Source organism: Natrinema sp. H-ect1 (genome assembly GCF_041821105.1).
GTDB classification, from domain to species: Archaea; Halobacteriota; Halobacteria; order Halobacteriales; family Natrialbaceae; genus Natrinema; species Natrinema thermotolerans.
In genome coordinates, this window is record NZ_JBGUBA010000004.1 from 177,494 (window position 1) to 198,630 (window position 21,137).

The window sequence follows — 21,137 nt, forward strand, 5'->3', positions numbered from 1 at the left end:
TCGAAGGGACCGCCCCGCGGTCGGGACGAACACGGCCCGGACGGTGAGACGCCGCGAGCCGGTTGCGGCCGCTACTCGTCTTTGACGCCGGGGTTGGTCACGGCACCGTTGGCCGCGGAGCCAAAGGCCTGCCCGTACTTCGCCAGCACGCCGCTGGTGTACTGGCGGTCGGGCTGTTCCCGGTCCGCGAGTCGCTGCGCGATCTCTTCGTCGGAGAGGTCGACGGAGAGTTCGAGGTCGTCGATGTCGATGGTGATCGTGTCGCCGTCCTCGAGGGCGGCGATGGGACCGCCGGCCGCCGCCTCGGGGGCGACGTGGCCGATAGAGAACCCGCGGGTCGCACCGGAGAAGCGGCCGTCGGTAAAGAGCGCGACGTCCTCGGCGTGGCCCTGGCCGGCGACGGCTGAGGTGACGCCGAGCATCTCGCGCATGCCGGGACCGCCGCGGGGACCTTCGTTGCGGATCCCGATGACATCGCCGGATTCGACGTTGCCCTCCTGGACGTACGCCATCGCCTCCTCCTCGCGCTCGAAGATCCGGACCGGTCCCTCGTGGTGGAGGTGGTCCTCGCCGGTGATCTTGATGACCGCGCCCTCGGGCGCGAGGTTGCCGGTGAGGATGCGGATGGCGCCGCGCTCGTGGATCGGGTTGTCGACGGTATGCAGGAAGTCGGCGTCGAGATCCGAAATCGCGGGCGGATCGACCCGCTCGATGGCCTCGGCCATCGTCTCACCGGTGACCGTCAGCGCGTCGCCGTGGAGCAGGTCGGCCTCGAGCAGCTCACGCAGGACGACCGGCACGCCGCCGACCTCGTGGAGGTCGTTCATCACGCGCTTGCCGCCGGGCTGGAGGTTGGCGATCTTCGGCGTGCGGGCGCTGATCTCGTTGAACGTCTCGATGTCTAAGTCGACGCCGGCCTCGGCGGCCATCGCCAGCAGGTGGAGGACGGCGTTGGTCGAGCCGCCGACGGCGACCTGCAGGGCGATGGCGTTCTCGAAGGACGCCTCGCTGAGGAAGTCGGAGGGTTTCCGCCCTGCTTCGACGGCCTCGACGGCGATCTCGCCGGCCTCGCGGGCGACCTCGTAGCGCGACTCGGCTTCGGCGGGCGGGCTGGCGCTGCCAAGCGGGGCGAAGCCGATCGCCTCGGAGATCGAGGCCATCGTGTTCGCGGTGAACATGCCGCCACACGAGCCCGCGCCGGGGCAGGCGTTGCGCTCCATCTCGTCGAGTTCGTCCGGGCTCATCTCGCCGTCGGCGACGGCACCGACGCCCTCGAAGAGGTTCTGGACGGTGATCTCCCGGCCCTCGTGTTCGCCGGGCATGATCGAGCCGCCGTAGAGAAAGACCGAGGGCAGGTCGGTCCGGATCGCGGCCATCATCATTCCGGGCATGTTCTTGTCACAGCCGCCGATCGTGACCAGCCCGTCCATGCGCTCGCCGAACGACACCAGTTCGACGGAGTCGGCGATCACTTCCCGGGAGATCAGCGAGGCCTTCATCCCCTCGGTCCCCATCGAGATGGCGTCCGAGATCGTGATCGTTCCGAACTCGATCGGCATCCCGCCGGTCTCGTCGACGCCCTCGAGGGCCGCGTCGGCGACGTCGTCCAGATGGACGTTACACGGCGTGATGTCGGCCGCGGGGTTTGGAACGCCGATCATCGGCGAGCCGAAGTCCTCGTCGTCGAACCCCATCGCACGGAACATCGCGCGGTGTGGGGCCTTGTCCGCGCCCTCGGTCACCTCGCGACTACGTAACTCCTCGTCCTTGCCGTAGTCGAATTCGGTATCGCTGCTCATGGTCTCACGTCGCATCGAAACGGTATAAGTTACCCTTTCTCGGCCAATGGTTCGGAAACTCGGAAAAAGCCGAATACGTTCGTCCGCGAGGCCAACGGCTGCGAGCAGCGACGGACCGGAACCGACGCAGGGACTCACGCGCTCAAAAGGATAGGAGCCGCTGAAACGATTGACACACTGATCGCAGCGCTGTCGTGTGATCAGGTGTACAATGATTTTCAGCGGCAACTATAGTCCCGCGTAGCCGACCCGTTCCTGCCGACGGGACAGGTCGGATCGTAGACGACCGTTCCCTCGCGGCGCAGCCGCAGGGAGAGGTCGGCCTCGTCACAGGCTGGCACGATTACCGAGGCGTCGGGACGCGCCATCGTGGAAGCGCGTCCGCGGAATCGGTATCGGTTGTGTCCCGCTGCCCTCGAGTCCACGGTCCCGTCGAGTGGTCCGTCAGAGCCATCGTCAGGCGTTGCCACCGTCGAAACCCCCTTGCCGGGGGGCTCCGTAGCGAGGCCACGATCATGCCGAGCGCGACCGTCAGCACCGGGGCGCGACTCCACGTCGGCTTCCAGAACCTGTCGCTTGCCCGCGGGCGGCTCTACGGGGGCATCGGCGTCGGGCTCGCGGAGCCGCGGGCGACCGTCACCGCCGAGCCCGCCACCGAGGTCGCGACCGACGACCCGCTGGTCGGAGAGTACGCCCGCCGTGCCGTCGACGTGCTGGACCTTCCCGGCGTCGCGGTGGCACTCGAGGAGCGGCTGCCGCGCCACGTCGGCCTCGGGAGCGGCACCCAACTCGCGCTGGCAGTGCTGACGGCGACGGCACGGGCCCACGGACTCGAGCCGCGGGTCCGCGAGAACGCGCCCGCGATGGGGCGGGGCGGCCGCAGCGGCGTCGGCGTCGCGACCTTCGAGAGTGGCGGGTTCGTCGTCGATGCCGGCCACCCGACGAACCGCTTTACCACGGAGCCGCCGGCGGAGGGTGACTGGACGGTGCCGCCGGTCGTCGCCCGCCACGACCTGCCCGATGACTGGCGCTTTCTGGTCGTCGTCCCCGACGCCGAGCCCGGCCGCAGCGGCGACGACGAGGACGAGAGCATGCGCGCGGTCGTCGAGCGGGCCGACCCCGCGATCGCCGACGAAATCGCCGGCGTCGTCACCCGGAAACTGCTGCCCGCCGCGGCCGGCGGCAGCCTCGAGCCCTTCGGCGAGGCCGTCGCCGAGATCGGCCGCAAGAACGGTGCCTGGTACGCCGACGCACAGGGCGGGGTCTTCCGGCCGCCCGCGGGCGAACTCGTCGACGCGCTCGAGGACTGCCCGGTCCTCTCGGGCGTCGGCCAGTCCTCGTGGGGCCCGGTCGTCTACGGCGTGACCGATACCCCCCACGCCGAGGAGGCTGCGGCCGCGGCTCGGGACGCGCTCGCGGAGCGCGGGCTCGAGGGTCGCGTGATCCTCGCCGAAGCGGCCGAGAGTGGGGCTCGAGTCGAGACGGATGTCGGTCGCCGATAGAGAGATTGTCACCGCGAGCGAACGAAACCGGGGCGCGTAGCGCCGCGGTAAGACGAGCGGCCGACGGCCGCGAGTCAATGAGCGAGCGGGCCGACGACCGACCTGAAGCGAGTGAAACGAGCGGCAGGGAGGGAGGAGGCTTTTGATCGACCTTTTGCCGAGCGACCGAGCGACGCGAGGGAGCGGAGAGCAAACGGTCGGCCGCAACCGGTAAACGGACGCGAGCAAACGACCCCGTATGAAACGGATGCCGCTGGGCGTCTCGCGGCTCGATCGGATGATCGGTGGCGGCGCGCCAACCGGCAGCGTCGTCTTACTGGCCGGCGAGTCCGGTGCCGGCGCGCGGGAGTTCTGCTACACCAGCGCCGTGCTGAACGGGCTCGTCGAGGCCGACCCCGATCTCTTCGACCTCTACTACGGCGACCTCGCATCCGACGTGACCCTCCCCGAGGACGTCCACTACGTCTCGTTTACCGACGAACCGAGCGCCGTCGTCGACGAGATGCAGTTCGTCATGGACGAGGCCCTCGTCGACGCGGGGATGGACGACGTCCGGTTCGTCGAACTCGCCGAGGAGTACTTCCAGCTGACGCCGGTGCCGACCGACTGGTACGCCGACGGGATGGCCGACATCACCGAACTCGGCAGCCACAACGAACGTACTGACGTCCTCGAGGCGCTGGGCGAGTACCTGACCGACCACGCCACCGACAACCTCGTCGTGATCGACTCGGTCACCGACCTCGTGGCGGCGGCCGATGATCGGCTGAACTGGTCGGACCTGACCGTCCTGCTGAAGGGACTCAAACGCGCCTCACATCGCTGGGGCGGCGTCATCCTCCTGCTGGTCAACGCCGAACTGCTGGGGCCGACGGAACTCGGCCGGCTCAAGGAGGCTACCGATGGCACGCTGCTGTTCGAGTGGGAAAGCGGCGGCTCCGAACGCGCCCGCACCCTCGTCGTCGAGCAGTTCCGGGGCGTCCTCTCCCGGCTCGAGGACGAGGACATCGTCCGCTTCGAGACGGAGATCCACGACGGCGGCTTCGACATCAGCAACGTCCGCAAGATCAGGTGACCGGCGGCGCGGCTCCCCCTCGAGTTCGGACCAACGCTTATACGCTCGATATCCCAAGTACGGACAGATGTCCAGCCGAAACCACGATGAGCGCGCCGTCTCCTTTGCCGTTCCCGACGAGGCCGACGACTGGCTGGCCGACGAAGCCACCCGGCGCGGCGAGAGTCGTGACGAGATCTGTCGGCGGCTGGTGACCGCTTCGGCCGCGGTCGCGACCGACGACGACCCGACGCCGACGGCCGAATCGACCGACTCGGCAGTGGCGACGCACAACGACGGCACCGGCCCCGAGACCGGCGGTGAGTCCGATGACTGACGACACCGGAGACGACGAGAACGAGTTCGAGACGGATGCCGGAGCCGAATCCACGGACGGAGACGCCGGAATCGAGATCACTCACGACGCGGACGCGACTCCGCTCGAGTCCGACGATTCCGAATCGGACGACCATGCCGGTCCGCTCGATGGCCTCGCCTCGACCGTCGAGGAACCGGCCGACAGCGGCTCCGAGACGACCGAGTTCGACGACCTATTCGATCGGCAGGACACCGCCGATATCGACGCCGACCGACTCTGGGAGCAACTCGAGGGCGACAATCTGCCGGCACCGACGGACGCGGACGACAGCGAGGTCCGCGAGGTCGACAAGCGAGCCTACTGCCAGGGGTGTGAATACCTCACCGAGCCGCCCGACGTTGCCTGCACCCACGCGGACGCCGAGATCCTGGCGGTGCCGACGATCGAGACGGTCCGGGTCGCGGACTGTCCGTTCGTCCTCGCGGACGAGGCGGGCGACCGGGAGCGGTGACCCGCCGATCTCGAGTGTTTTTGCCGCTCGGGCACGTACCGGCCGGGTATGCAATTCTGCGACGACTGCGGCTCGATGATGAAGGCTCGCGGTGACCGCATGGTCTGTACGAACGACGACTGCGGGGCCTCGAGCGAACGCGACCGCGAGCAGGAAGATGCCTTCGTCACGACGGAGTCCCAGACCGACGACGACGTGATCGAATCCGACGAGAACGCCAACTTCGAGGGGAAACCGAAGGCAAACGACGTGATCTGTGACGAGTGCGGTGCCGAGGAGGCGTGGTACACGCTCAAACAGACCGCGTCGGCCGACGAGCCGCCGACGCGCTTTTTCAAGTGTACCGAGTGCGGGAATCGGTGGCGGGAGTACAACTAACTACTCTGTCGGGTCCGTTCGACGGTTCCGTCCGGATTATTGTGTCAATTGATACCGATGGGCAAGGAATAAGCGCCGGTCCCCCGTAGCGGGCGTATGGATGCGCTCGAGCGGCCGACGTTCGCTTCCGAGGCCAGCCGGCGTCTCTACGAGTACGTCGAGCGCCACGGGACCGTCGAACGGCACAAACTGCGCGAGATCGTCTCCCTCCCGGTCGAGGAGTTCCAGACCCGCCTCGAGGAGCTAAAGCAGGACGGCTATCTCGCGGAGGACGGCGGGACCCTCCGACTCGCGCTCGAGTTCGGGGCCGTCGAGAAACACGAGTTGGACGAGTTTACCGTCACCGTCCGCCCCGCAAGACAGGACGACTTCGACGGACTGATCGAGACGATCAGGGACGTCACGGCCGAGGACACCTACGTCGTCGCCGAGACGGTCGCCGAACAACTGCTCTACGACGACACCGTCACCAGACACAACGCGATCGAGACCCGCCAGTTCTTCGTCGCGACCGTCGACGGCGCGGTCGTCGGCTGGACGCACCTCGATCTCCACCGGGTCGAACCGGTCCGGGAGGTCGCCCAGCAGACCGTCGGCGTCCGCGAGGCCTACCGGGGCCACGGGATCGGGAGTACGCTCCTGCAACGCGGGATCGAGTGGGCCGAGGCCAACGGCTACCGGAAGCTCTACAACAGCGTTCCCGTTGTCAACGACACCGCACTCGAGTTCCTGACCGTCCACGGCTGGGACACCGAGGCGATCCGCAAGGACCACTACACGATCGACGGCGAGTACGTCGATGAGGTGATGATGGCCTACGAGCTGTAGCGGCAGCGATCCGGGCGGACCGTGTCCGCCGCCGGCGGGCGCAACGTTCACGTCCGTCCGGACGAATCGATCGGTAGACGAATGTCCGACGGGCCCCGGCTACCGGGCGTCGAGCGCGAGGCCGACGAGGACCGGATCGTCTGTCACGTCGACGCCGACTGTTTCTACGCCTCCTGCGAGCGGCTGCGCGAGCCCGAACTCCGGGGCGAGCCGGTCGTCGTCGGCATGGGGTACGAACCCGGCGAGACCGTCGGTGCCGTCGCCACCGCCAGCTACGAGGCCCGCGAGTTCGGCGTCGAGAGCGCCCAAGCGATTTCGACGGCCCTCGAGCGGCTACCCAGACGCGCGGCGTACGAGGCCGGCGACCTCGACGGGGAGACGGACCGCGAGGAGACCGGCCACTACCGCTCCGTCGACATGGATTACTACGAGTCGGTCGCGGCCGACGTCCGGGAGATCCTCCACGACTGCGCGGACGTGGTCCGGGAGGTCAGCATCGACGAGGCCTACCTCGACGTGACCGAGCGGACGGCGTGGGAGGTCGCCGACGGCTTCGCCCGGCATATCAAGGACCGCATCCGCCGGGAAGTCGGCGTGGCCGTCAGCGTCGGCGTCGCGCCGACGATGAGTACGGCCAAGATCGCCAGCGACTTCGACAAACCCGACGGCCTCACCGTCGTCCGACCCGACGAGATCCGCGAGTTTCTCGCCCCGCTCGCGGTCGACCTGCTGCACGGCGTCGGCCCGGTAACGGCCCGCGAGCTTCGGGAGATGGGCCTCGAGACGGCCGGCGACGTGGCGGCGGCCGACCCGGAGCCACTGGTCGAGCGGTTCGGCGAGCGCGGCCGAGAACTGTACGATCGCGCGCGCGGCGACGACGACCGCCGCGTCGAGCCCAAGGGCGATCCCAAGAGTTTCTCGCGGGAGTCGGCCTTCGCCGAGGCCGTCGCGGAACCCGAGCCGAAGTACGACCAGATCGAGACGCTCGCGGCCGCCGTCGCCGACCGCGCCCGCCGGGAGGGTGCGCTGTACCGAACCATCGGCGTCAAGGCGGTCACGCCGCCGTACGACGTGAACACGCGCGAGCGATCCCTCCCCGGCCCCGTCGACGACCCCGAACTGGTCGACCGCGTCGCGCGCGATCTCTTCACCGAGTTCGAGGCCGAACCCGTCCGCAAGGTCGGCGTCCGCGTCGCCAACCTCGAGTTCGCGGCCGCCGATCAGGCCAGCCTCGAGAGTTGGGAAGGGGGCGGGAACGATGCCGACGGGGGGTCGAATCTCGAGCCGACCGACGACGAAGCCGCCGACGCGACCGACGACGAGCCGGAACCGGGGGCGCTCGGCGGCGATCGCTCGAGCGGACAGTCGTCGCTCGCGGACTTCTCGTGACTGCCCGTCCGCGTCCGATCCGACCGGCGGCGGCCACAACGCACTCGGCGCTCGAGACCGAGCCTCCGCTCGGATCGGCAATAACATTGAAACTATAACCCCTCCCCCACAACTCGGGGACAGACTACACTTCCCTACGCTCATATGACAGAGGACTTCTACGATCTGCTCGAGATCTCGCCCGACGCCGATCAGGACGAGATCAAGGACGCCTACCGCGAGCAGGTCCGTGTCTATCATCCTGACGTGAACGACGACGACCGCGCACAGGCGCAGTTCACCGCAGTCAAGACCGCCTACGACATCCTCGGCGATCCCGTCGAACGACAGGCCTACGACCGACTGGGCCACGAGGACTACGTCGCCAAACGGACCAGCGGCCTCCCCTCCCCCGACGTCTGGCAGAGCGACGACGGCGACGACGAGGGAACGGAGGTGAGCTACTCGGAGTCGGAGACGGCCTCCGCGTCGGCGTCGGCCGCCGGCGCGTCGGCGGCCGGCTCCGCGAGCAGTAGCGCTGGGACCTCGAGTCGCGGTTCGACGTCGACCTCGAGCGCCGGTTCGAGCGCAACCGGCTCGGCCGCCGGAACCGGTGGCGCGACCTCGAGTACGGACACGTCAGCAGCCGGCGCGACGGCCGACGCCTCGAGTGCGACCGCCACCGGAACCGCGACGGGGACCGGCGGCGGGACGGGCTCGGGAACGAGCAGTCGGACCGGCGGGTCGGACGGCACGGCCGACGATACCGATCGGTCGCGGGCGGCGGACAGCGACGACGGGTCGACGGCCAATCCGATCGCCGGCTGGTGGCGGCGACAGAACTTCTCGCTGCCGCTGCTCTGGCTGTCGGTGATCGTCTACGCCGCCGGCCTCGTCCAGTACGGACTCGCGAACGAGGGCGCGCTTCGCTCGCTCCGGGCCGAACTGGCCGGGATCGGTGCCGACCCGCAAGGGCTCTGGACCGCGCTCTCGGCCGACCGTGGGGGCGTCGAGACGACCGTCGCGTTCATGCGCGGTCTCGAGGTCGTGACCCCGCCCCTCGAGCGGCCGCTGTGGTACGGCGCGCTGGCGGGCGTCGTCGCCCTCGCCGCCCTCGGACTGCTCGTCTCGCGGGTCGTCCGCCGGGAGGAGACCTGGGGGCCGGTGACGATCGACGAGACGATCGTCGTCGCGCTGTCGGTGGCGGTGCCGACGACGCTGATCGGCGGCCCGCTGCTTGCCGGTGCGGTCCTCATGCCGCTGCTGTTCGGCGTCGTCGTCCGACACACGCGACGCGGCCCGGGGTGGACGCCGTCGTATCTCTATGTCCTCCCGGTGCTTGCCCCACTTGCGGCCGTCGGCGCGGCGGCAGCGGGCGTCGCCAGCCTCCCGCTCGACATCGCGGCGGTCGTCGTCCTACCGTTGCTCGGCGGGCTGGGGCTGCCGTTGCGAGCGACGATCAGGAAACGGTTCGGGCGCTGATTGACCGACGGAATCCCCCACGGCCCGTGTCCGTCGCGACGGCGTGTACGCTACCGAACCGTTGAAATGCGGCAGATGCCAAACGTCCGCATGGCCAAATACTCGACCGGTTCGTCCGGCGGTGGCGGCGGGACGAACTGCGAACTCTGTGGTACCGAGAGCGACTCGCTGACGCTCGCGTCGGTCGCCGGCGCGGAACTCGAGGTCTGTCCTGACTGCGCGCCACACGACGATTCGAAGGCCCACGGCGGGGGAGACCGAAAGCGAAGCGAGCAGGACGCGGGCTCGACCGACGAACCGAACCGCAAGCGGAAGGCGGCTCAGAACGTCGCGAAGGCCAATCCGGTCTGGGACGGCGACTCCGAACACTGGGAGAGCGAGGGTACCAACTACGACGACGACCCCCTTCCCTACCTCGTCTCGGACTACGGCGAGGCCCTCGTCGAGGCCCGACGGGAGGCCGGCCTCCAGCGCGAGGAACTCGCCGAGGAACTCGGCGCACCCGAGAAGGACATCCTCGCGGTCGAACAGGGTCGAGCGACCCAGGCCGGCGTCGGCGGCGGCCTGATCGACGCCCTCGAGGAGCGACTGGACGTGACGCTCGCGGAGTAAGCGACCGGTAGGTTTTCTCGGGTCGGGCGACGGTCTCGGCGGGCAGACTTTTAGTGACCGAGAACCGACTGGAACCGATGACCGGGCAACGGGCGGCGGCGGAGCCGTACGCGACGCGGTTCGAGACCGAGGTGACGTCGATCGACGGGCGACGGGTCTGGCTCGAGCGCAGTCACTTCTTCGGAGCGAGCGCCGGCCAACCGGCCGATAGGGGGACAGTCGCCGCCACCGCGGTCACCGACGTCGAACTGGTCGACGGCGAGCAGGTCCACGTGCTGGCCGACGACCCCTCGTTTTCGGTCGGCCACCGCGTTCTCTGTTCGGTCGACTGGTCCTTCCGGATGTACTGCATGCGGGCCCACACCGCCAGTCACGTCCTGCTCGGGGTCGCCGACCGACTGCTTCCCGACAGCTCTTATGCCGGCCTCGAGATCGGCCCCGAGACAGTCCGGGTCGACCTCGAGACGGCGGCGACGGTCGACGACGAGCGGTTGCTGGAACTCGACGAGGCGGTCAACCGCGTGGTCTGGGAGTCCCGGCCGGTATCGTGGGACGACGAGCCGGTGTCGGCGGTCCGCGAGCGTGACGCCGTCGTCTTCGACGACCACGCCGACGACGCCGCCGTGGAAGAGGGCCGCGTCCGAACCGTTTCGATCGAGGACGAGAAGGACCGCCAGCGAACGGGTCGATTCACCGCGACGACCGGCTCCCCGGAGCCGTGGGACGCGCGGGCCTGCGGCGGGACCCACGTCCGCAACACCCGCGAGATCGGTCCCGTCACCCTGCTGGGTACCTCGAGTCCCGACGCGGACGTGACCCGGATCGAACTCGCCGTCGGACCGGCGGCGATCGAACGGCGGACGGCCGAGAAGCGGGCCGCATTCGCCGCGATGGGGGCGACCGACGCCGCCCTCGAGGACGTACCCGACGACCTCGAGGGACGGTGACCGGCTCGGTTTCGTCTCCGGACTCCCTGCGACGGTCGAGACGACCCGCCCACCGCAGGTGACAGTTATTACTACCGTGCGAGTGAACGTCCGACTATGGGAGTCGATTACTCGAGGCTGCACGACCCGAACGCCGAGTACACGATGCGGGACCTCTCGGCGGAGACGATGGGAGTCACGCGCGAGCGCGGCGGCGGGCGCGATATCGAGATCACTGACGTCCAGACGACGATGGTCGACGGCAACTTCCCGTGGACCCTCGTGCGGATCTACACGGACGCGGGGATCGTCGGCACCGGCGAGGCCTACTGGGGGGCCGGCGCGCCGGAACTGATCGAGCGGATGACGCCGTTCCTGCAGGGCGAGAACCCGCTGGACATCGACCGACTGACCGAACACCTCGTCCAGAAGATGTCCGGCGAGGGCTCGATCGGCGGCGTCACCGTCACCGCGATTTCGGGCATCGAGGTCGCCCTGCACGATCTGGCCGGCAAGATCCTCGAGGTGCCGGCCTACCAGCTGCTGGGCGGCAAGTACCGCGACGAGGTCCGGGTCTACTGTGACTGCCACACCGAGGAAGAGGCGGATCCGATCGCCTGCGCCGACGAGGCCGAGCGCGTCGTCGAGGAGTTGGGCTACGACGCCCTGAAGTTCGACCTCGACGTGCCAAGCGGCCACGAGAAGGACCGCGCGAACCGCCACCTCCGGGCTCCCGAAATCGAACACAAAGCCTCGATCGTCGAGGCAGTCACCGAGCGCGTCGGCTCGCGCGCCGACGTGGCCTTCGACTGCCACTGGAGTTTCTCCGGCGGCAGCGCCAAGCGGCTCGCGAAGCGCTTGGAGGAGTACGACGTCTGGTGGCTCGAGGACCCCGTGCCGCCGGAGAACCACGACGTGCAACGCGAAATCACGCAGTCGACGACGACGCCGATCACCGTCGGCGAGAACGTCTACCGGAAACACGGCCAGCGCCGCCTGCTCGAGGAGCAGTCCGTCGACATCATCGCGCCCGATATGCCGAAGGTCGGCGGGATGCGCGAAACCCGCAAGATCGCGGATCTGGCGGACATGTACTACGTCCCGGTCGCGATGCACAACGTCGCCTCGCCGGTCGCGACGGTCGCCAGCGCCCACGTCGGCGCGGCCATCTCGAACGCCCTGGCCGTCGAGTACCACTCCTACGAACTCGGCTGGTGGGAGGACTTGGTCGAGGAGACGGTCATCGAGGACGGCTCCATCGAGATCCCCGAGGAGCCCGGCCTGGGCGTCACGCTCGACATGGACGCCGTCGCGGAACACGCGGTCGAGGGAGAGGATCTCTTCGACGAGGCCTGACCCTGCTGTTCGGGCCCGATCGGCTGCCCCTGCCGGCTCCCGTTTTATGTCGATCGTCGGGGTGGCTATCCGCGTGCCATCGAACGAACGGACGCGACGACGGTTCTTGCGGACGGCTGGAACGATCAGCACCATCGCGGCGCTGGGCCTCGGCGGGGCGGGAACCGGCGCTGCACAGGACGACGGCGACTCGAGCGCGTCGGGCGAGGGCCCCGACGTCGACAGCGAGTACGCGGCGGTGTACGAGGAGTCGATCGACTCCGTCGTACTGGTGTCCGTCGCCGGGACCGGCGGTCCGGGCGGCGGACGAGGCGGTCTCGGCACCGGGTTCGTCCTCGAGAACGGATACGTCCTGACGAACAACCACGTCGTCGAGGCCGCCGCCGAGGGCGGGATCGAACTCCAGTTCAACAACGGCGAGTGGCGGACGGCCGCCGTCGTCGGTACCGACGTCTACAGCGACCTCGCCGTCCTCGCGGTCGAGGACATGCCGGATGTCGCCGACGGGCTCTCGCTGGCCGACTTCCGGCCGGTGATCGGGCAGGAAGTCCTCGCCATCGGCAACCCGCTGGGGCTCGACGCCTCCGTCTCACAGGGGATCGTCAGCGGGCTCGATCGGGCGCTTCCCAGCCCGACCGGGTTCTCGATCCCGGCCGCGATCCAGACCGACGCGCCGATCAACCCCGGCAACAGCGGCGGGCCGCTGGTGAGCCTCGACAACGAGGTGCTGGGCGTCGTCTTCGCCGGGGCCGGCCAGACGATCGGCTTCGCGATCTCCGCACAACTGGCGACCCGCGTCGTCCCCGCGCTCATCGAGGACGGCGACTACGAACATCCCTACATGGGCGTGGGAGTCCGACCGGTCGGCCCGAGCGTCGCCGAGGAAATCGGCCTCGAGGAGGCGACCGGCGTGCTGGTCGCCGAGGTCGTCCCGAACTCCCCCGCGGACGGCGTCCTCGAGCCGGCGGCAACGGGACGGCCCGGGACCGGCGACGTGATCGTCGCCATCGAGGGGACGCCGATCCCCACGCAGGACCAACTCTCCTCGTATCTCGCGCTCGAGGCGTCGCCGGACGAGACGGTCGAGGTCGAGATCGTCCGCGACGGCGAGCGGGGGACTGTCGAACTGACGCTTGGCTCCCGGCCGGAGCCGGAACGGCAGCGGCCCCCGATTCCGGGCGGTCCGGGCCCGGGCGAGCGACCGCCGGGCCCCCGGCCCTGATCGCCGTTGATCTTCGTCACAAAAATCGGCCCGTCCCGGTTACTGCCGTTTCCGACCCGCTTTCGTCGCGGTCTGCGAGTCGTTCGGCGTTACTCCTCCTCGGCTTCGCCTTCCGCTTCCTCGAGGGTCTCCGCGTTCTCCCGGGGCGCGTTCTGCGTCCCGAGAGTACCGTCGCCGTCGTCGACTTCGTCGGGGTCGCGGTCGATCCGCTCGAGTTCGTCTTCGATTTCGGCTTCCCGTTCGGCCTCGTACTCGTCGGTTCTGTCGGTATCGTCTTCGGCCATGCGGCGGCGCTTGGGGGGCGAGCGGTTTGGACGCCGGGCCGTCGAGTGCAACGTCGATAGCTGCCTCGAGTCGGCCCGCTGAGCGGGGGCGATCGTGGCAACCCTTCGGCTGACACGAAAGACAGATAAAAGACCCCGCGCTGTGAATAGACAGATATGGACGTTCCCTACGACCTCACCTCGTACGTTCGGGTGTTGAAAATGGCGACGACACCCACGACCGAGGAGTTCCTCCAAGTGTCGAAGATCGCCGGTGCGGGGATCTTCCTGGTTGGCCTCGTCGGCTTCATCATCGGCGCGATTATGCTGTTCATCTCGGGCGGTGGTGGCATCTAATGGGGATCTACGCTGTCAAAACGACGGCGAGTCAGGAACGAACCGTCGCCGACATGATCATCAACCGCGAGGAGCCGGAGATCCACGCGGCGCTGGCCCCCGACTCGCTGACCTCCTACGTGATGGTCGAAGCCGAGGGCAACGCCGTCCTCAACCGCGTCCTCGAGGACATTCCCCACGCCCGCAGTATCGTCCCCGGCGAGTCAGACATTTCGGAAGTCGAACACTTCCTCTCGCCGAAGCCGGACGTCGAGGGGATCGCCGAGGGCGACATCGTCGAACTCATCGCCGGTCCGTTCAAGGGCGAGAAGGCACAGGTACAGCGAATCGACGAAGGCAAAGACCAGGTGACCGTCGAACTGTACGAGGCGACGGTTCCGATTCCGGTGACGGTTCGGGGCGACCAGATTCGCGTGCTGGACAGTGACGAGCGCTAACGCGCTCGTCAGGCAGTCAGCGCGGCGAAGCCGCGCTGAATATAGCGACGAACGGTAGTTCGTCGACGATGCGAGCGGATGCGACGCACCCGTAAACGGACAGTAACGAGCGGTCGCGGATGGGGTCGCTCGGCGCGAACGAAGTGAGCCTCGCGGACGTTTCTACGCCAGTTTGCGAGACACAGTAACGACGGAGGTGATTGTCCGCGGGCACCCGGCATCGTAATCCGAGCGGGCGAGTCACATCCGTCGTCAACCTACCCACGACATTTACCAGCGGTCGCGAAACCGATCGACGGCTAGTCGGGACGAGCCAGCCATCTGCCCTGTAATAAAAACGTTCAGTTCCGAAGATAAAGCGGTAACGACGGACACGAGAATGGGATTGTCGTTCGCTACCACAACGCGAACGATAACTGATGACTCACGAAGAACACGCGGATTCGACTGCGGGGAACAGTGATACGACGCTCTCGCGGCGGCGAATGCTGCGGACGACGGCGGCGACGGTCGTCGCCGGGACCGGGTTGAGCGTCGCGTCGGGGTCGGTCGCGGCCGACACCGACGAGATCATGGAGGTCGACTTCCGGTATGGGACGCCGAGCATCGACGACGCGCCACAAAACGAGGACGAGGTCGTCTTCAACGTCCACGGCTATACGGGATCCTCGGAGAGCGTCAGCGAGGCCGCGACCTTCCAGCAGACCGCCAGGGACCTCGGCTATACCGAGACCGTGACCGCCGTGACGTGGGACGACAGCGGCCTCCCGAGTTCCGCCGAAGCGAGCGCTCGAGACACCGGCGACGCCTTCGCTGCCTGGCTCGGGGACTACACGAACGCGAACCCGGACACGACGATCCGCATCCTCGGCCACTCGATGGGCGGGATCGTCCAGATGGAGACGCTCGCGGCCATCGGCGGCGACTTCACCGTCGAAACGGCTGACAGCATCGGCTCTTACGAGGTGGACGACGCCCCCTGTGAGAGCGGGGACTTTGACGACGCTATCGAGTCCTCGGCTGGCGAGGTCCACAACTACTACTCGACCAACGACAGCATCGCCCGACTCGGGAGCGGACCGGCCGACTGCGGCGGCTGGTTCTCCGACGGGGAGACGGCGAGTAACTATGCCGACGTCGACGTGAGCGACGCCGTCCCCGACCATACCTCCTACAAGGAGAGTACCGGCTGCGTCTCGGCGATTATCGACAACTACTGACGGTGCTGTAAGGCGGCTCGAGCGGACGACGAGAGTGAGGACGCCACGGCAGGGACGACGATTGTCGTTACCGCTTCAGTTCGTTCGCGATCGTTTTCATGTCCGCGACCGATTCGATCTCCTCGAGCAGTTCCTCGCGTTCCCGGACCGCCTCGGAGCTGGCACCGTAGGCGCGGACGTACTCGGCGCGGCTGTGTTCGGTGAAGGCGTGTCGGATCGCGAGGTAGCCGTCGGGGACGACGGTGCCACAGACCTTACACTCGCGGCGCTGGTGTTCCGTCGCCTGATGGACGACGGCCGACTCGACGTCTTCGAAGACCGATCCACAGCCGTCGATTCCGCATTCCCAGGCCATTCGATACCGGAACTCGCACGGCCGCCCTAATCATCCTTTCGCAGCCGAGCCCATCGGTCGGAAGACAGGTGGCCGATCGGCCGCCGAATCAGAATTCATAACTCGGCTGTCCCGAAAGTGGGGGGCGTGATCGAGGAGTGACGTACCGAGTCGACCCCCACGTGAAGGTGCTGACCGATCGCGTTGTCGAGCGGGCAAAACGGGCCGGTCTCGACGCGATCGTCTACGCACCGCATTTCACCCGGCTTCCGGAGACCCGCGAGCGGGCGGCGGCCTATTCCGACGACGACCTGCTGGTGATCCCCGCCCGCGAGGTGTTCACCGGAACGTGGCGGAACCGCAAACACGTCCTCGCGCTGGGCCTCGAGGAGCCGGTTCCCGATTTCATCCCGCTCGAGACGGCGATGGCCGAGTTCGAGCGCCAGGGAGCGACGGTACTCGTCCCGCATCCGGAGTTTGCGAACGTGAGCCTCTCCGAGGCGGATCTGCGCCGGTACGCCGACGTGATCAACGCCATCGAGATCTTCAACCCGCGACACTTCCCGTGGGATAACCGACGTGCCCGCGACCTCGCCGACTCCCTCTCGCTGCCGCCCTTCACGTCGTCGTACGCACACCTCCCGCGGTCCGTCGGGGTCGCCCACACCGCCCTCGAGGCCGCGATCGAGACGGAAACCGACCTCCTCGAGGCGTTCGACGACGGGGTCGCTCGCCGCGTGATCTACGACGACGGGCCGTATCGCTGGTCGACGACCGCTTCGGAACTCGGCCATCTCGTCTACGAGAACACCTGGGAGAAGGTCGACCGGCTCTTCCTCTCGGGAACCGAGCCGACCCATCCACAACACATCGCCTACGACGGGCGGTTCGACGACGCCGCCGTCTATTAGTACCGCCGGGACCGCGTGCCGTCCGCCATCGATGCTCGAGCCGGTGGTTTGACGTTCGAACGTGTGCCAGTATTTCCCACAATGATCTCGAGTCCCCGTCTCGCCGCGTCGTCGTTCGACCGCGAACCCAGTACCACCGTCGTCGTCGGTGATCGGCGGTGAGGGATTTTTCGAACCACGCCACGGATCGCCCGGCGGGTCACGACGTCGCGATCACCGGAATCGAATCGGCGGTCGTCGACGGAAACTTCGAGTGGAACCTCGTGAAAGTCCACACGGACGCGGGCGTGACGGGGATCGGCGAGGCCTACCGCGGGGGCGGCGTCCCGGAACTGATCGAGTACGCGAACCGGTTTCTGGTCGGCGAGAACCCATTGGACGTCGAGCGGCTGTTCCGACGTATCGTACAGGAGACGTCGGGCCACGGCGGGACGACGGGGAAAGTCGTCACCGCCGCCTCGGGCATCGAGATCGCGCTCTGGGACGCCGCCGGGAAGATCCTGGACCTGCCAGTCTACCAGTTGCTCGGCTCGCGTTACCGCGATCGGGTCCGGCTCTACTGCGACTGTCACGCCGGCGAGGCCTACGCGGTCGACGACGGTGGGTTCACCGAGTACGCCGACGCGGACGCCTACACCCCCGAGGCCTACGCCGCCGAAGCCGAGCGCGTCGTCGACATGGGCTTCGACGCGATCAAGTTCGACCTCGATATGGACCGGGACACAGAGCCCGATCCCTACAATGGCCGGCTCACCAACGCCGCGATCGACCACAAAGTCTCGGTCGTCGAGGCCGTCCGCGACGCCGTCGGAAGCGAGATCGACCTCGCCTTCGACTGCCACTGGGACTACACCGTCGAGAGCGCAACTCGGCTCGCCCGCACACTCGAGCCCTACGATCTCATGTGGCTCGAGGACCTCGTCCCGCCGGAGGAGACCGACGCCCAGAGAGAGATCGCCCGCCGGACCGAGACACCGCTCGCGACGGGCGAGAACCGATTCCGCATCCACGAACTGAGCGACCTGCTCGACGACTACGCGGTCGACGTGATCACGCCCGACCCGACCACTTGCGGCGGCCTCGCCGAGTCGAAACGGATCGCCCAGCGCGCCGAGGAGCGCTACATTCCGTTCTCGCCGCACAACGTCTGTAGCCCCGTCGGCACGATGGCCTGCGCCCACCTCTGTGCCGCCGTCCCCAACGCTGACGTGCTGGAATATCACGCCCTCGAGGTGGACTGGTGGGACGATCTGCTCGCACGCGAGGGGCCGCTTATCGAGGACGGCTACATCGACGTGCCGACCGAGCCGGGGCTGGGGATCGAACTGGACGAGGGCGTTCTCGAGGCGCATCTACTGTCCGGGACCGACGGCTTCGACTGAGCGACACGCAGCCACCGTTCATTTCGGTAGATCGATCTGGGATTCTATTGGGAGCAAAATACGAAACCCGTGTCCGTTGGAGTCGGTAACGGAGCGACGACCAATTTGTTCGGGGGATAGCCGAAACTACGTGCTGAACACCGAGGACGAGTTCAGTACGATGGCGCTGTTGTTTCACGCTTCAGCTGTCGAATATCTACTCACCATACGCGCCTACTGAGCGATTATATGCCGGTAACCAGGCATAGTCGCTTACCAGAAAACGTGTTAGACAGACGGTAGCGTAAGCGAGAACGTCGATCCCGTGCCGGGCTCTGACTCGACCCAGATCTCGCCGCCGTGGCGCTCGACGATCCGCCGACAGAGCGCCAGTCCGAGACCGGACCCTTCAGACTCTTCGCGGCTGTGGAGGCGTTGAAACACCTCGAAGACGCGATCGGTCTTCTCTGAATCAATGCCGATACCCTCGTCGCGAACCGATATTTGCCACATTGATCCGGCCCGCTCCGCCGAGACGGCAACCCGGGGTGGTTCGTCGCCGCTGTATTCGATCGCATTCGATAATAAGTTCTGGAACACCCGGCGGAGTTGTTCTCTGTCCCCGTTGACCTGCGGGAGTGAGCTACCCTCGATATGTGCGTTGGAGTTCTGGATCTGCAGTTGTAGGTCGGTGCGCACGTCGTCGAACACGTCGTCCAATTCGACGGGTTCGAACGGATTCCCTCGCGTTTCGATGCGGGCGTACTCGAGCAGTCCGTCGATCATCTCTCGCATCCGGTCGGCACCGTCGACCGCGTAGTCGATGAACTCGCCGGCATCCTCGTCGAGGTCGTCGCTATAGCGCTGTTCGAGCAACTGGAGGTAGCTCGTGACCATCCGCAGCGGCTCTTGGAGGTCGTGGCTGGCAGTGTACGCGAACTGTTCCAGCCGTTCGTTCGATTCCTCCAGCTTTCGGCGATACTCCTCGCGCTCTGTGACATCCCTGATGACACCGACGCGCCGGTCTCGCGCGCCTTCATCCGTAATGACGAACCGGTTCTCTACCGTTCGGTTTTCGTTCGGGCCAGCGTTGATCGTCTCTTCGAACGACGGGGGCTCATCCCCGGTCGTACGCCCCCACTGTTCGGCTTCGATGGACGCGAACTCGTCTCCGAACACCGTCGAGGCGTGTTGACCCAGTAACTCTGTTTGAGAAAACGAGGTCAACTCGGCAAACGAATCGTTGACGAGTTCGAACCGTCGTTCCTCGTCGAGGACGTAGATTCCATCGTGAGCCGTTTCGACGACCGTCTCGTACTGTTCGAGTTTCCGTTTCCGCTCGAACCGGCCGGTGATGTTTTGGATGGTGAACACGGCACTCTCGATCTCTCCGCGGTCGTCGTAGACTGGCGCACCGTTGATGGAGAGCCAGACTCGTTCTCCATCCGGACGAGACGTTCCACTGATCTGGTCAAACACGGGTTCACCGGACTCCATAATTTTCGGGAAGGGCTTCTCGCCATCCGGAAGTGGGGTGCCGTCAACGTCGACTTCGGTCCACTCGGGATCGTCAAAGCTGAGGTCGTTGATCTGGGCTTTGCTCCGACCGTAGATCTCCTCGGCGCGGTCATTGGCGAACTGCATTTCGCCGTCACTGTCGACGATCGTGATGCCGATCGGACTCGTCTCGACGATCGTTTCGTAGCGGACCAATTCTCGTTCACGTCGCTTCTGTTCGGTGATGTCGCGGGAGAAGACCGACAGACCCGCTTCTGAGGGATAGATGACGTTCTGGAACCACCCGTCCCACGGAGGGTAGTAGTCTTCGAAAACTACGGACTCTCGTGTTTCAAGAGCCTCATACAGTGCGCTCTCGAACGTCTCAGTGAGGTTCTCGTTACGAATATCCGAACAAACTGCGGTCTCGTCCAGTTCCAGAAAGTCTGCTGCGCGGTCGTTCAGATAGCGAAAGCGGAACTCTTCGTCGAGGACAAAGAAGCTGTCCGATATTCGATCGAAGACTTCGCCGAGTTCGCTTTCTGCCGCATCTCTTTCTCGCCCCTTCGTGAACGCTTGCCCGTTCATCGATGGCTGCCACCACACGCGCCCGTTTCCCCCGACTTTCTTGGTTTCGAGTCGGTCGTGATCGACGAGTCGTTCTAAACGCTCGTAGGTACTCCGGCGGCCGAGGTCAAGTTGTTCGGCTACTTCGGTTGTCGTCATAGGTGCCCCTCCCGCTTCGAAGAGGGAAAGAGTCTCTCGAAGTATACTCGTCAATTGTGAGCCGGTCACTACTCCGGTTACTCGCGATACCGATGAATAAACTCTCCGCCGTTGGGGGCAGTATTATGAGACGAGGAGAATTATAGGCGCGCTTTACGCAAGATACACGTTGTGTAACTCGACTCCGTTCCAGACGGAGAACCGTACTACTCCGCCTCGTCGGCGTCGCGTACTCCCGAGAGCGTCTCCGCGACCCGGTCCCAGTGGCTCCCCCGCCAGAAGTGCTGCCCGCAGTCCCGACAGACCCAGATCTCGACTGCCGTCGGATCAGGCGCGTACTCCGGCGTCGACGCGCTTGGATCGACCGACTCGAGCGGGCCGTTACACCGCCCGCAGAACGCGGGCTCGTCGGCGAGGGTGAGATCGACGCCCGCCGCGTCGAGTTCGGCGAGTTGGGCCTCGACGTCGGGGCTCTCGAGGAGGATCGACTCGTCGGCGCGAGCCGCGAGGGCGACGCCTCGCGTGACGACGGTTCGGTCCTCGTCGCTGGCGACGGCGATGAGGTTGTCGTCGGCCTCGAGGCCGCGGTCGCCGGCGTAGGCGGTGTCGTGGTCGCACATCCGCAGATAGGCACGGAGCCCGCCGCACATGAGATCGAGGAGGAGTCGCATGGT

23 protein-coding genes are annotated in these 21,137 nt (G+C 66.8%); 17 read left to right on the forward strand and 6 right to left on the reverse strand.

The window, feature by feature from the left end:
* Positions 1 to 71: 71 nt before the first annotated feature.
* Together ilvD and ACERIM_RS12050 are read right to left on the reverse strand one after the other, a co-directional pair.
* Positions 72 to 1,799 (reverse strand): dihydroxy-acid dehydratase, encoded by a 1,728-nt coding sequence (gene ilvD, locus ACERIM_RS12045; RefSeq protein ID WP_373632812.1) that lies wholly within the window; start codon positions 1,797 to 1,799, stop codon positions 72 to 74.
* Positions 1,800 to 2,017: 218 nt separating this feature from the next.
* Entirely contained in the window at positions 2,018 to 2,167 is a 150-nt protein-coding gene (locus ACERIM_RS12050) for a hypothetical protein (RefSeq protein ID WP_373632813.1), read from the reverse strand.
* 147 nt (positions 2,168 to 2,314) lie between these two features.
* Between ACERIM_RS12050 and ACERIM_RS12055 the strand changes: the two genes are divergently transcribed.
* The 12 genes from ACERIM_RS12055 to ACERIM_RS12110 all read left to right on the forward strand — a co-directional run bounded on the left by ACERIM_RS12055 (position 2,315) and on the right by ACERIM_RS12110 (position 13,357).
* Entirely contained in the window at positions 2,315 to 3,301 is a 987-nt protein-coding gene (locus ACERIM_RS12055; RefSeq protein ID WP_006650779.1) for a beta-ribofuranosylaminobenzene 5'-phosphate synthase family protein, read from the forward strand.
* A gap of 238 nt (positions 3,302 to 3,539) precedes the next feature.
* A complete protein-coding gene (locus ACERIM_RS12060) occupies positions 3,540 to 4,376 on the forward strand; it encodes an RAD55 family ATPase (protein ID WP_373632815.1) in 837 nt (278 codons plus the stop codon).
* 67 nt (positions 4,377 to 4,443) lie between these two features.
* Positions 4,444 to 4,692, forward strand: coding sequence for a hypothetical protein (locus ACERIM_RS12065; RefSeq protein ID WP_006650777.1), 249 nt, complete (start codon positions 4,444 to 4,446; stop codon positions 4,690 to 4,692).
* A complete protein-coding gene (locus tag ACERIM_RS12070) occupies positions 4,685 to 5,185 on the forward strand; it encodes a hypothetical protein (RefSeq protein ID WP_373632817.1) in 501 nt (166 codons plus the stop codon). The genes ACERIM_RS12065 and ACERIM_RS12070 overlap by 8 nt, the downstream gene beginning before the upstream one ends.
* Positions 5,186 to 5,233: 48 nt before the next feature.
* Positions 5,234 to 5,563: a transcription factor S gene (locus ACERIM_RS12075; RefSeq protein WP_006180664.1), complete on the forward strand. Its 330-nt coding sequence runs from the start codon at positions 5,234 to 5,236 to the stop codon at positions 5,561 to 5,563.
* 96 nt (positions 5,564 to 5,659) lie between these two features.
* Complete coding sequence (locus ACERIM_RS12080) at positions 5,660 to 6,391, forward strand: GNAT family N-acetyltransferase (protein ID WP_006650775.1); 732 nt, start codon at positions 5,660 to 5,662, stop codon at positions 6,389 to 6,391.
* Positions 6,392 to 6,472: 81 nt separating this feature from the next.
* Entirely contained in the window at positions 6,473 to 7,780 is a 1,308-nt protein-coding gene (locus ACERIM_RS12085) for a DNA polymerase IV (protein ID WP_373632819.1), read from the forward strand.
* A gap of 144 nt (positions 7,781 to 7,924) precedes the next feature.
* Positions 7,925 to 9,241, forward strand: coding sequence for a J domain-containing protein (locus ACERIM_RS12090; RefSeq protein WP_373632820.1), 1,317 nt, complete (start codon positions 7,925 to 7,927; stop codon positions 9,239 to 9,241).
* Between the two features lie 90 nt (positions 9,242 to 9,331).
* On the forward strand, positions 9,332 to 9,853 hold the full coding sequence (locus tag ACERIM_RS12095) for a multiprotein-bridging factor 1 family protein (protein WP_049905944.1): 522 nt from the start codon (positions 9,332 to 9,334) through the stop codon (positions 9,851 to 9,853).
* A 77-nt stretch (positions 9,854 to 9,930) separates the two neighbouring features.
* On the forward strand, positions 9,931 to 10,800 hold the full coding sequence (locus ACERIM_RS12100) for an alanyl-tRNA editing protein (protein WP_373632822.1): 870 nt from the start codon (positions 9,931 to 9,933) through the stop codon (positions 10,798 to 10,800).
* A gap of 96 nt (positions 10,801 to 10,896) precedes the next feature.
* On the forward strand, positions 10,897 to 12,135 hold the full coding sequence (locus ACERIM_RS12105; RefSeq protein ID WP_373632823.1) for a mandelate racemase/muconate lactonizing enzyme family protein: 1,239 nt from the start codon (positions 10,897 to 10,899) through the stop codon (positions 12,133 to 12,135).
* A 46-nt stretch (positions 12,136 to 12,181) separates the two neighbouring features.
* Complete coding sequence (locus tag ACERIM_RS12110; protein WP_373632825.1) at positions 12,182 to 13,357, forward strand: S1C family serine protease; 1,176 nt, start codon at positions 12,182 to 12,184, stop codon at positions 13,355 to 13,357.
* 89 nt (positions 13,358 to 13,446) lie between these two features.
* On the opposite strand, the gene ACERIM_RS12115 is transcribed toward ACERIM_RS12110, so the two are convergent.
* A complete protein-coding gene (locus ACERIM_RS12115; RefSeq protein WP_006650767.1) occupies positions 13,447 to 13,641 on the reverse strand; it encodes a hypothetical protein in 195 nt (64 codons plus the stop codon).
* 156 nt (positions 13,642 to 13,797) lie between these two features.
* Between ACERIM_RS12115 and ACERIM_RS12120 the strand changes: the two genes are divergently transcribed.
* The 3 genes from ACERIM_RS12120 to ACERIM_RS12130 all read left to right on the forward strand — a co-directional run bounded on the left by ACERIM_RS12120 (position 13,798) and on the right by ACERIM_RS12130 (position 15,634).
* Positions 13,798 to 13,977, forward strand: coding sequence for a protein translocase SEC61 complex subunit gamma (locus tag ACERIM_RS12120; protein WP_006180673.1), 180 nt, complete (start codon positions 13,798 to 13,800; stop codon positions 13,975 to 13,977).
* Complete coding sequence (locus ACERIM_RS12125; RefSeq protein ID WP_006180674.1) at positions 13,977 to 14,414, forward strand: transcription elongation factor Spt5; 438 nt, start codon at positions 13,977 to 13,979, stop codon at positions 14,412 to 14,414. Before ACERIM_RS12120 ends, ACERIM_RS12125 begins: the two co-directional genes overlap by 1 nt.
* A gap of 419 nt (positions 14,415 to 14,833) precedes the next feature.
* Positions 14,834 to 15,634, forward strand: coding sequence for an alpha/beta hydrolase (locus tag ACERIM_RS12130; protein ID WP_006650765.1), 801 nt, complete (start codon positions 14,834 to 14,836; stop codon positions 15,632 to 15,634).
* A 67-nt stretch (positions 15,635 to 15,701) separates the two neighbouring features.
* Here the strand turns inward: ACERIM_RS12130 and ACERIM_RS12135 are convergent, their stop codons facing one another.
* Positions 15,702 to 15,989, reverse strand: coding sequence for a hypothetical protein (locus ACERIM_RS12135; RefSeq protein ID WP_006180676.1), 288 nt, complete (start codon positions 15,987 to 15,989; stop codon positions 15,702 to 15,704).
* 137 nt (positions 15,990 to 16,126) lie between these two features.
* Between ACERIM_RS12135 and ACERIM_RS12140 the strand changes: the two genes are divergently transcribed.
* Both ACERIM_RS12140 and ACERIM_RS12145 read left to right on the forward strand, forming a co-directional pair.
* Entirely contained in the window at positions 16,127 to 16,879 is a 753-nt protein-coding gene (locus tag ACERIM_RS12140) for a PHP domain-containing protein (RefSeq protein ID WP_373632827.1), read from the forward strand.
* A gap of 158 nt (positions 16,880 to 17,037) precedes the next feature.
* Positions 17,038 to 18,261 carry a mandelate racemase/muconate lactonizing enzyme family protein gene (locus tag ACERIM_RS12145; RefSeq protein ID WP_373632828.1) on the forward strand — a complete coding sequence of 408 codons (1,224 nt, stop codon included), beginning with the start codon at positions 17,038 to 17,040 and terminating at the stop codon, positions 18,259 to 18,261.
* A 267-nt stretch (positions 18,262 to 18,528) separates the two neighbouring features.
* On the opposite strand, the gene ACERIM_RS12150 is transcribed toward ACERIM_RS12145, so the two are convergent.
* Both ACERIM_RS12150 and ACERIM_RS12155 read right to left on the reverse strand, forming a co-directional pair.
* Positions 18,529 to 20,463 (reverse strand): PAS domain-containing protein, encoded by a 1,935-nt coding sequence (locus ACERIM_RS12150; RefSeq protein ID WP_373632829.1) that lies wholly within the window; start codon positions 20,461 to 20,463, stop codon positions 18,529 to 18,531.
* A gap of 206 nt (positions 20,464 to 20,669) precedes the next feature.
* A complete protein-coding gene (locus ACERIM_RS12155; protein WP_373632830.1) occupies positions 20,670 to 21,134 on the reverse strand; it encodes a Mut7-C RNAse domain-containing protein in 465 nt (154 codons plus the stop codon).
* Positions 21,135 to 21,137: the final 3 nt, after the last annotated feature.

Coding starts and splice junctions, on each gene's coding strand:
- ilvD (WP_373632812.1), bottom strand. CDS start 1,799: ATGAGCAGCGATACCGAATTCGACTACGGCAAGGACGAGGAGTTACGT.
- ACERIM_RS12050 (WP_373632813.1), bottom strand. CDS start 2,167: ATGGCGCGTCCCGACGCCTCGGTAATCGTGCCAGCCTGTGACGAGGCC.
- ACERIM_RS12055 (WP_006650779.1), top strand. CDS start 2,315: ATGCCGAGCGCGACCGTCAGCACCGGGGCGCGACTCCACGTCGGCTTC.
- ACERIM_RS12060 (WP_373632815.1), top strand. CDS start 3,540: ATGAAACGGATGCCGCTGGGCGTCTCGCGGCTCGATCGGATGATCGGT.
- ACERIM_RS12065 (WP_006650777.1), top strand. CDS start 4,444: ATGTCCAGCCGAAACCACGATGAGCGCGCCGTCTCCTTTGCCGTTCCC.
- ACERIM_RS12070 (WP_373632817.1), top strand. CDS start 4,685: ATGACTGACGACACCGGAGACGACGAGAACGAGTTCGAGACGGATGCC.
- ACERIM_RS12075 (WP_006180664.1), top strand. CDS start 5,234: ATGCAATTCTGCGACGACTGCGGCTCGATGATGAAGGCTCGCGGTGAC.
- ACERIM_RS12080 (WP_006650775.1), top strand. CDS start 5,660: ATGGATGCGCTCGAGCGGCCGACGTTCGCTTCCGAGGCCAGCCGGCGT.
- ACERIM_RS12085 (WP_373632819.1), top strand. CDS start 6,473: ATGTCCGACGGGCCCCGGCTACCGGGCGTCGAGCGCGAGGCCGACGAG.
- ACERIM_RS12090 (WP_373632820.1), top strand. CDS start 7,925: ATGACAGAGGACTTCTACGATCTGCTCGAGATCTCGCCCGACGCCGAT.
- ACERIM_RS12095 (WP_049905944.1), top strand. CDS start 9,332: ATGGCCAAATACTCGACCGGTTCGTCCGGCGGTGGCGGCGGGACGAAC.
- ACERIM_RS12100 (WP_373632822.1), top strand. CDS start 9,931: ATGACCGGGCAACGGGCGGCGGCGGAGCCGTACGCGACGCGGTTCGAG.
- ACERIM_RS12105 (WP_373632823.1), top strand. CDS start 10,897: ATGGGAGTCGATTACTCGAGGCTGCACGACCCGAACGCCGAGTACACG.
- ACERIM_RS12110 (WP_373632825.1), top strand. CDS start 12,182: ATGTCGATCGTCGGGGTGGCTATCCGCGTGCCATCGAACGAACGGACG.
- ACERIM_RS12115 (WP_006650767.1), bottom strand. CDS start 13,641: ATGGCCGAAGACGATACCGACAGAACCGACGAGTACGAGGCCGAACGG.
- ACERIM_RS12120 (WP_006180673.1), top strand. CDS start 13,798: ATGGACGTTCCCTACGACCTCACCTCGTACGTTCGGGTGTTGAAAATG.
- ACERIM_RS12125 (WP_006180674.1), top strand. CDS start 13,977: ATGGGGATCTACGCTGTCAAAACGACGGCGAGTCAGGAACGAACCGTC.
- ACERIM_RS12130 (WP_006650765.1), top strand. CDS start 14,834: ATGACTCACGAAGAACACGCGGATTCGACTGCGGGGAACAGTGATACG.
- ACERIM_RS12135 (WP_006180676.1), bottom strand. CDS start 15,989: ATGGCCTGGGAATGCGGAATCGACGGCTGTGGATCGGTCTTCGAAGAC.
- ACERIM_RS12150 (WP_373632829.1), bottom strand. CDS start 20,463: ATGACGACAACCGAAGTAGCCGAACAACTTGACCTCGGCCGCCGGAGT.
- ACERIM_RS12155 (WP_373632830.1), bottom strand. CDS start 21,134: ATGCGACTCCTCCTCGATCTCATGTGCGGCGGGCTCCGTGCCTATCTG.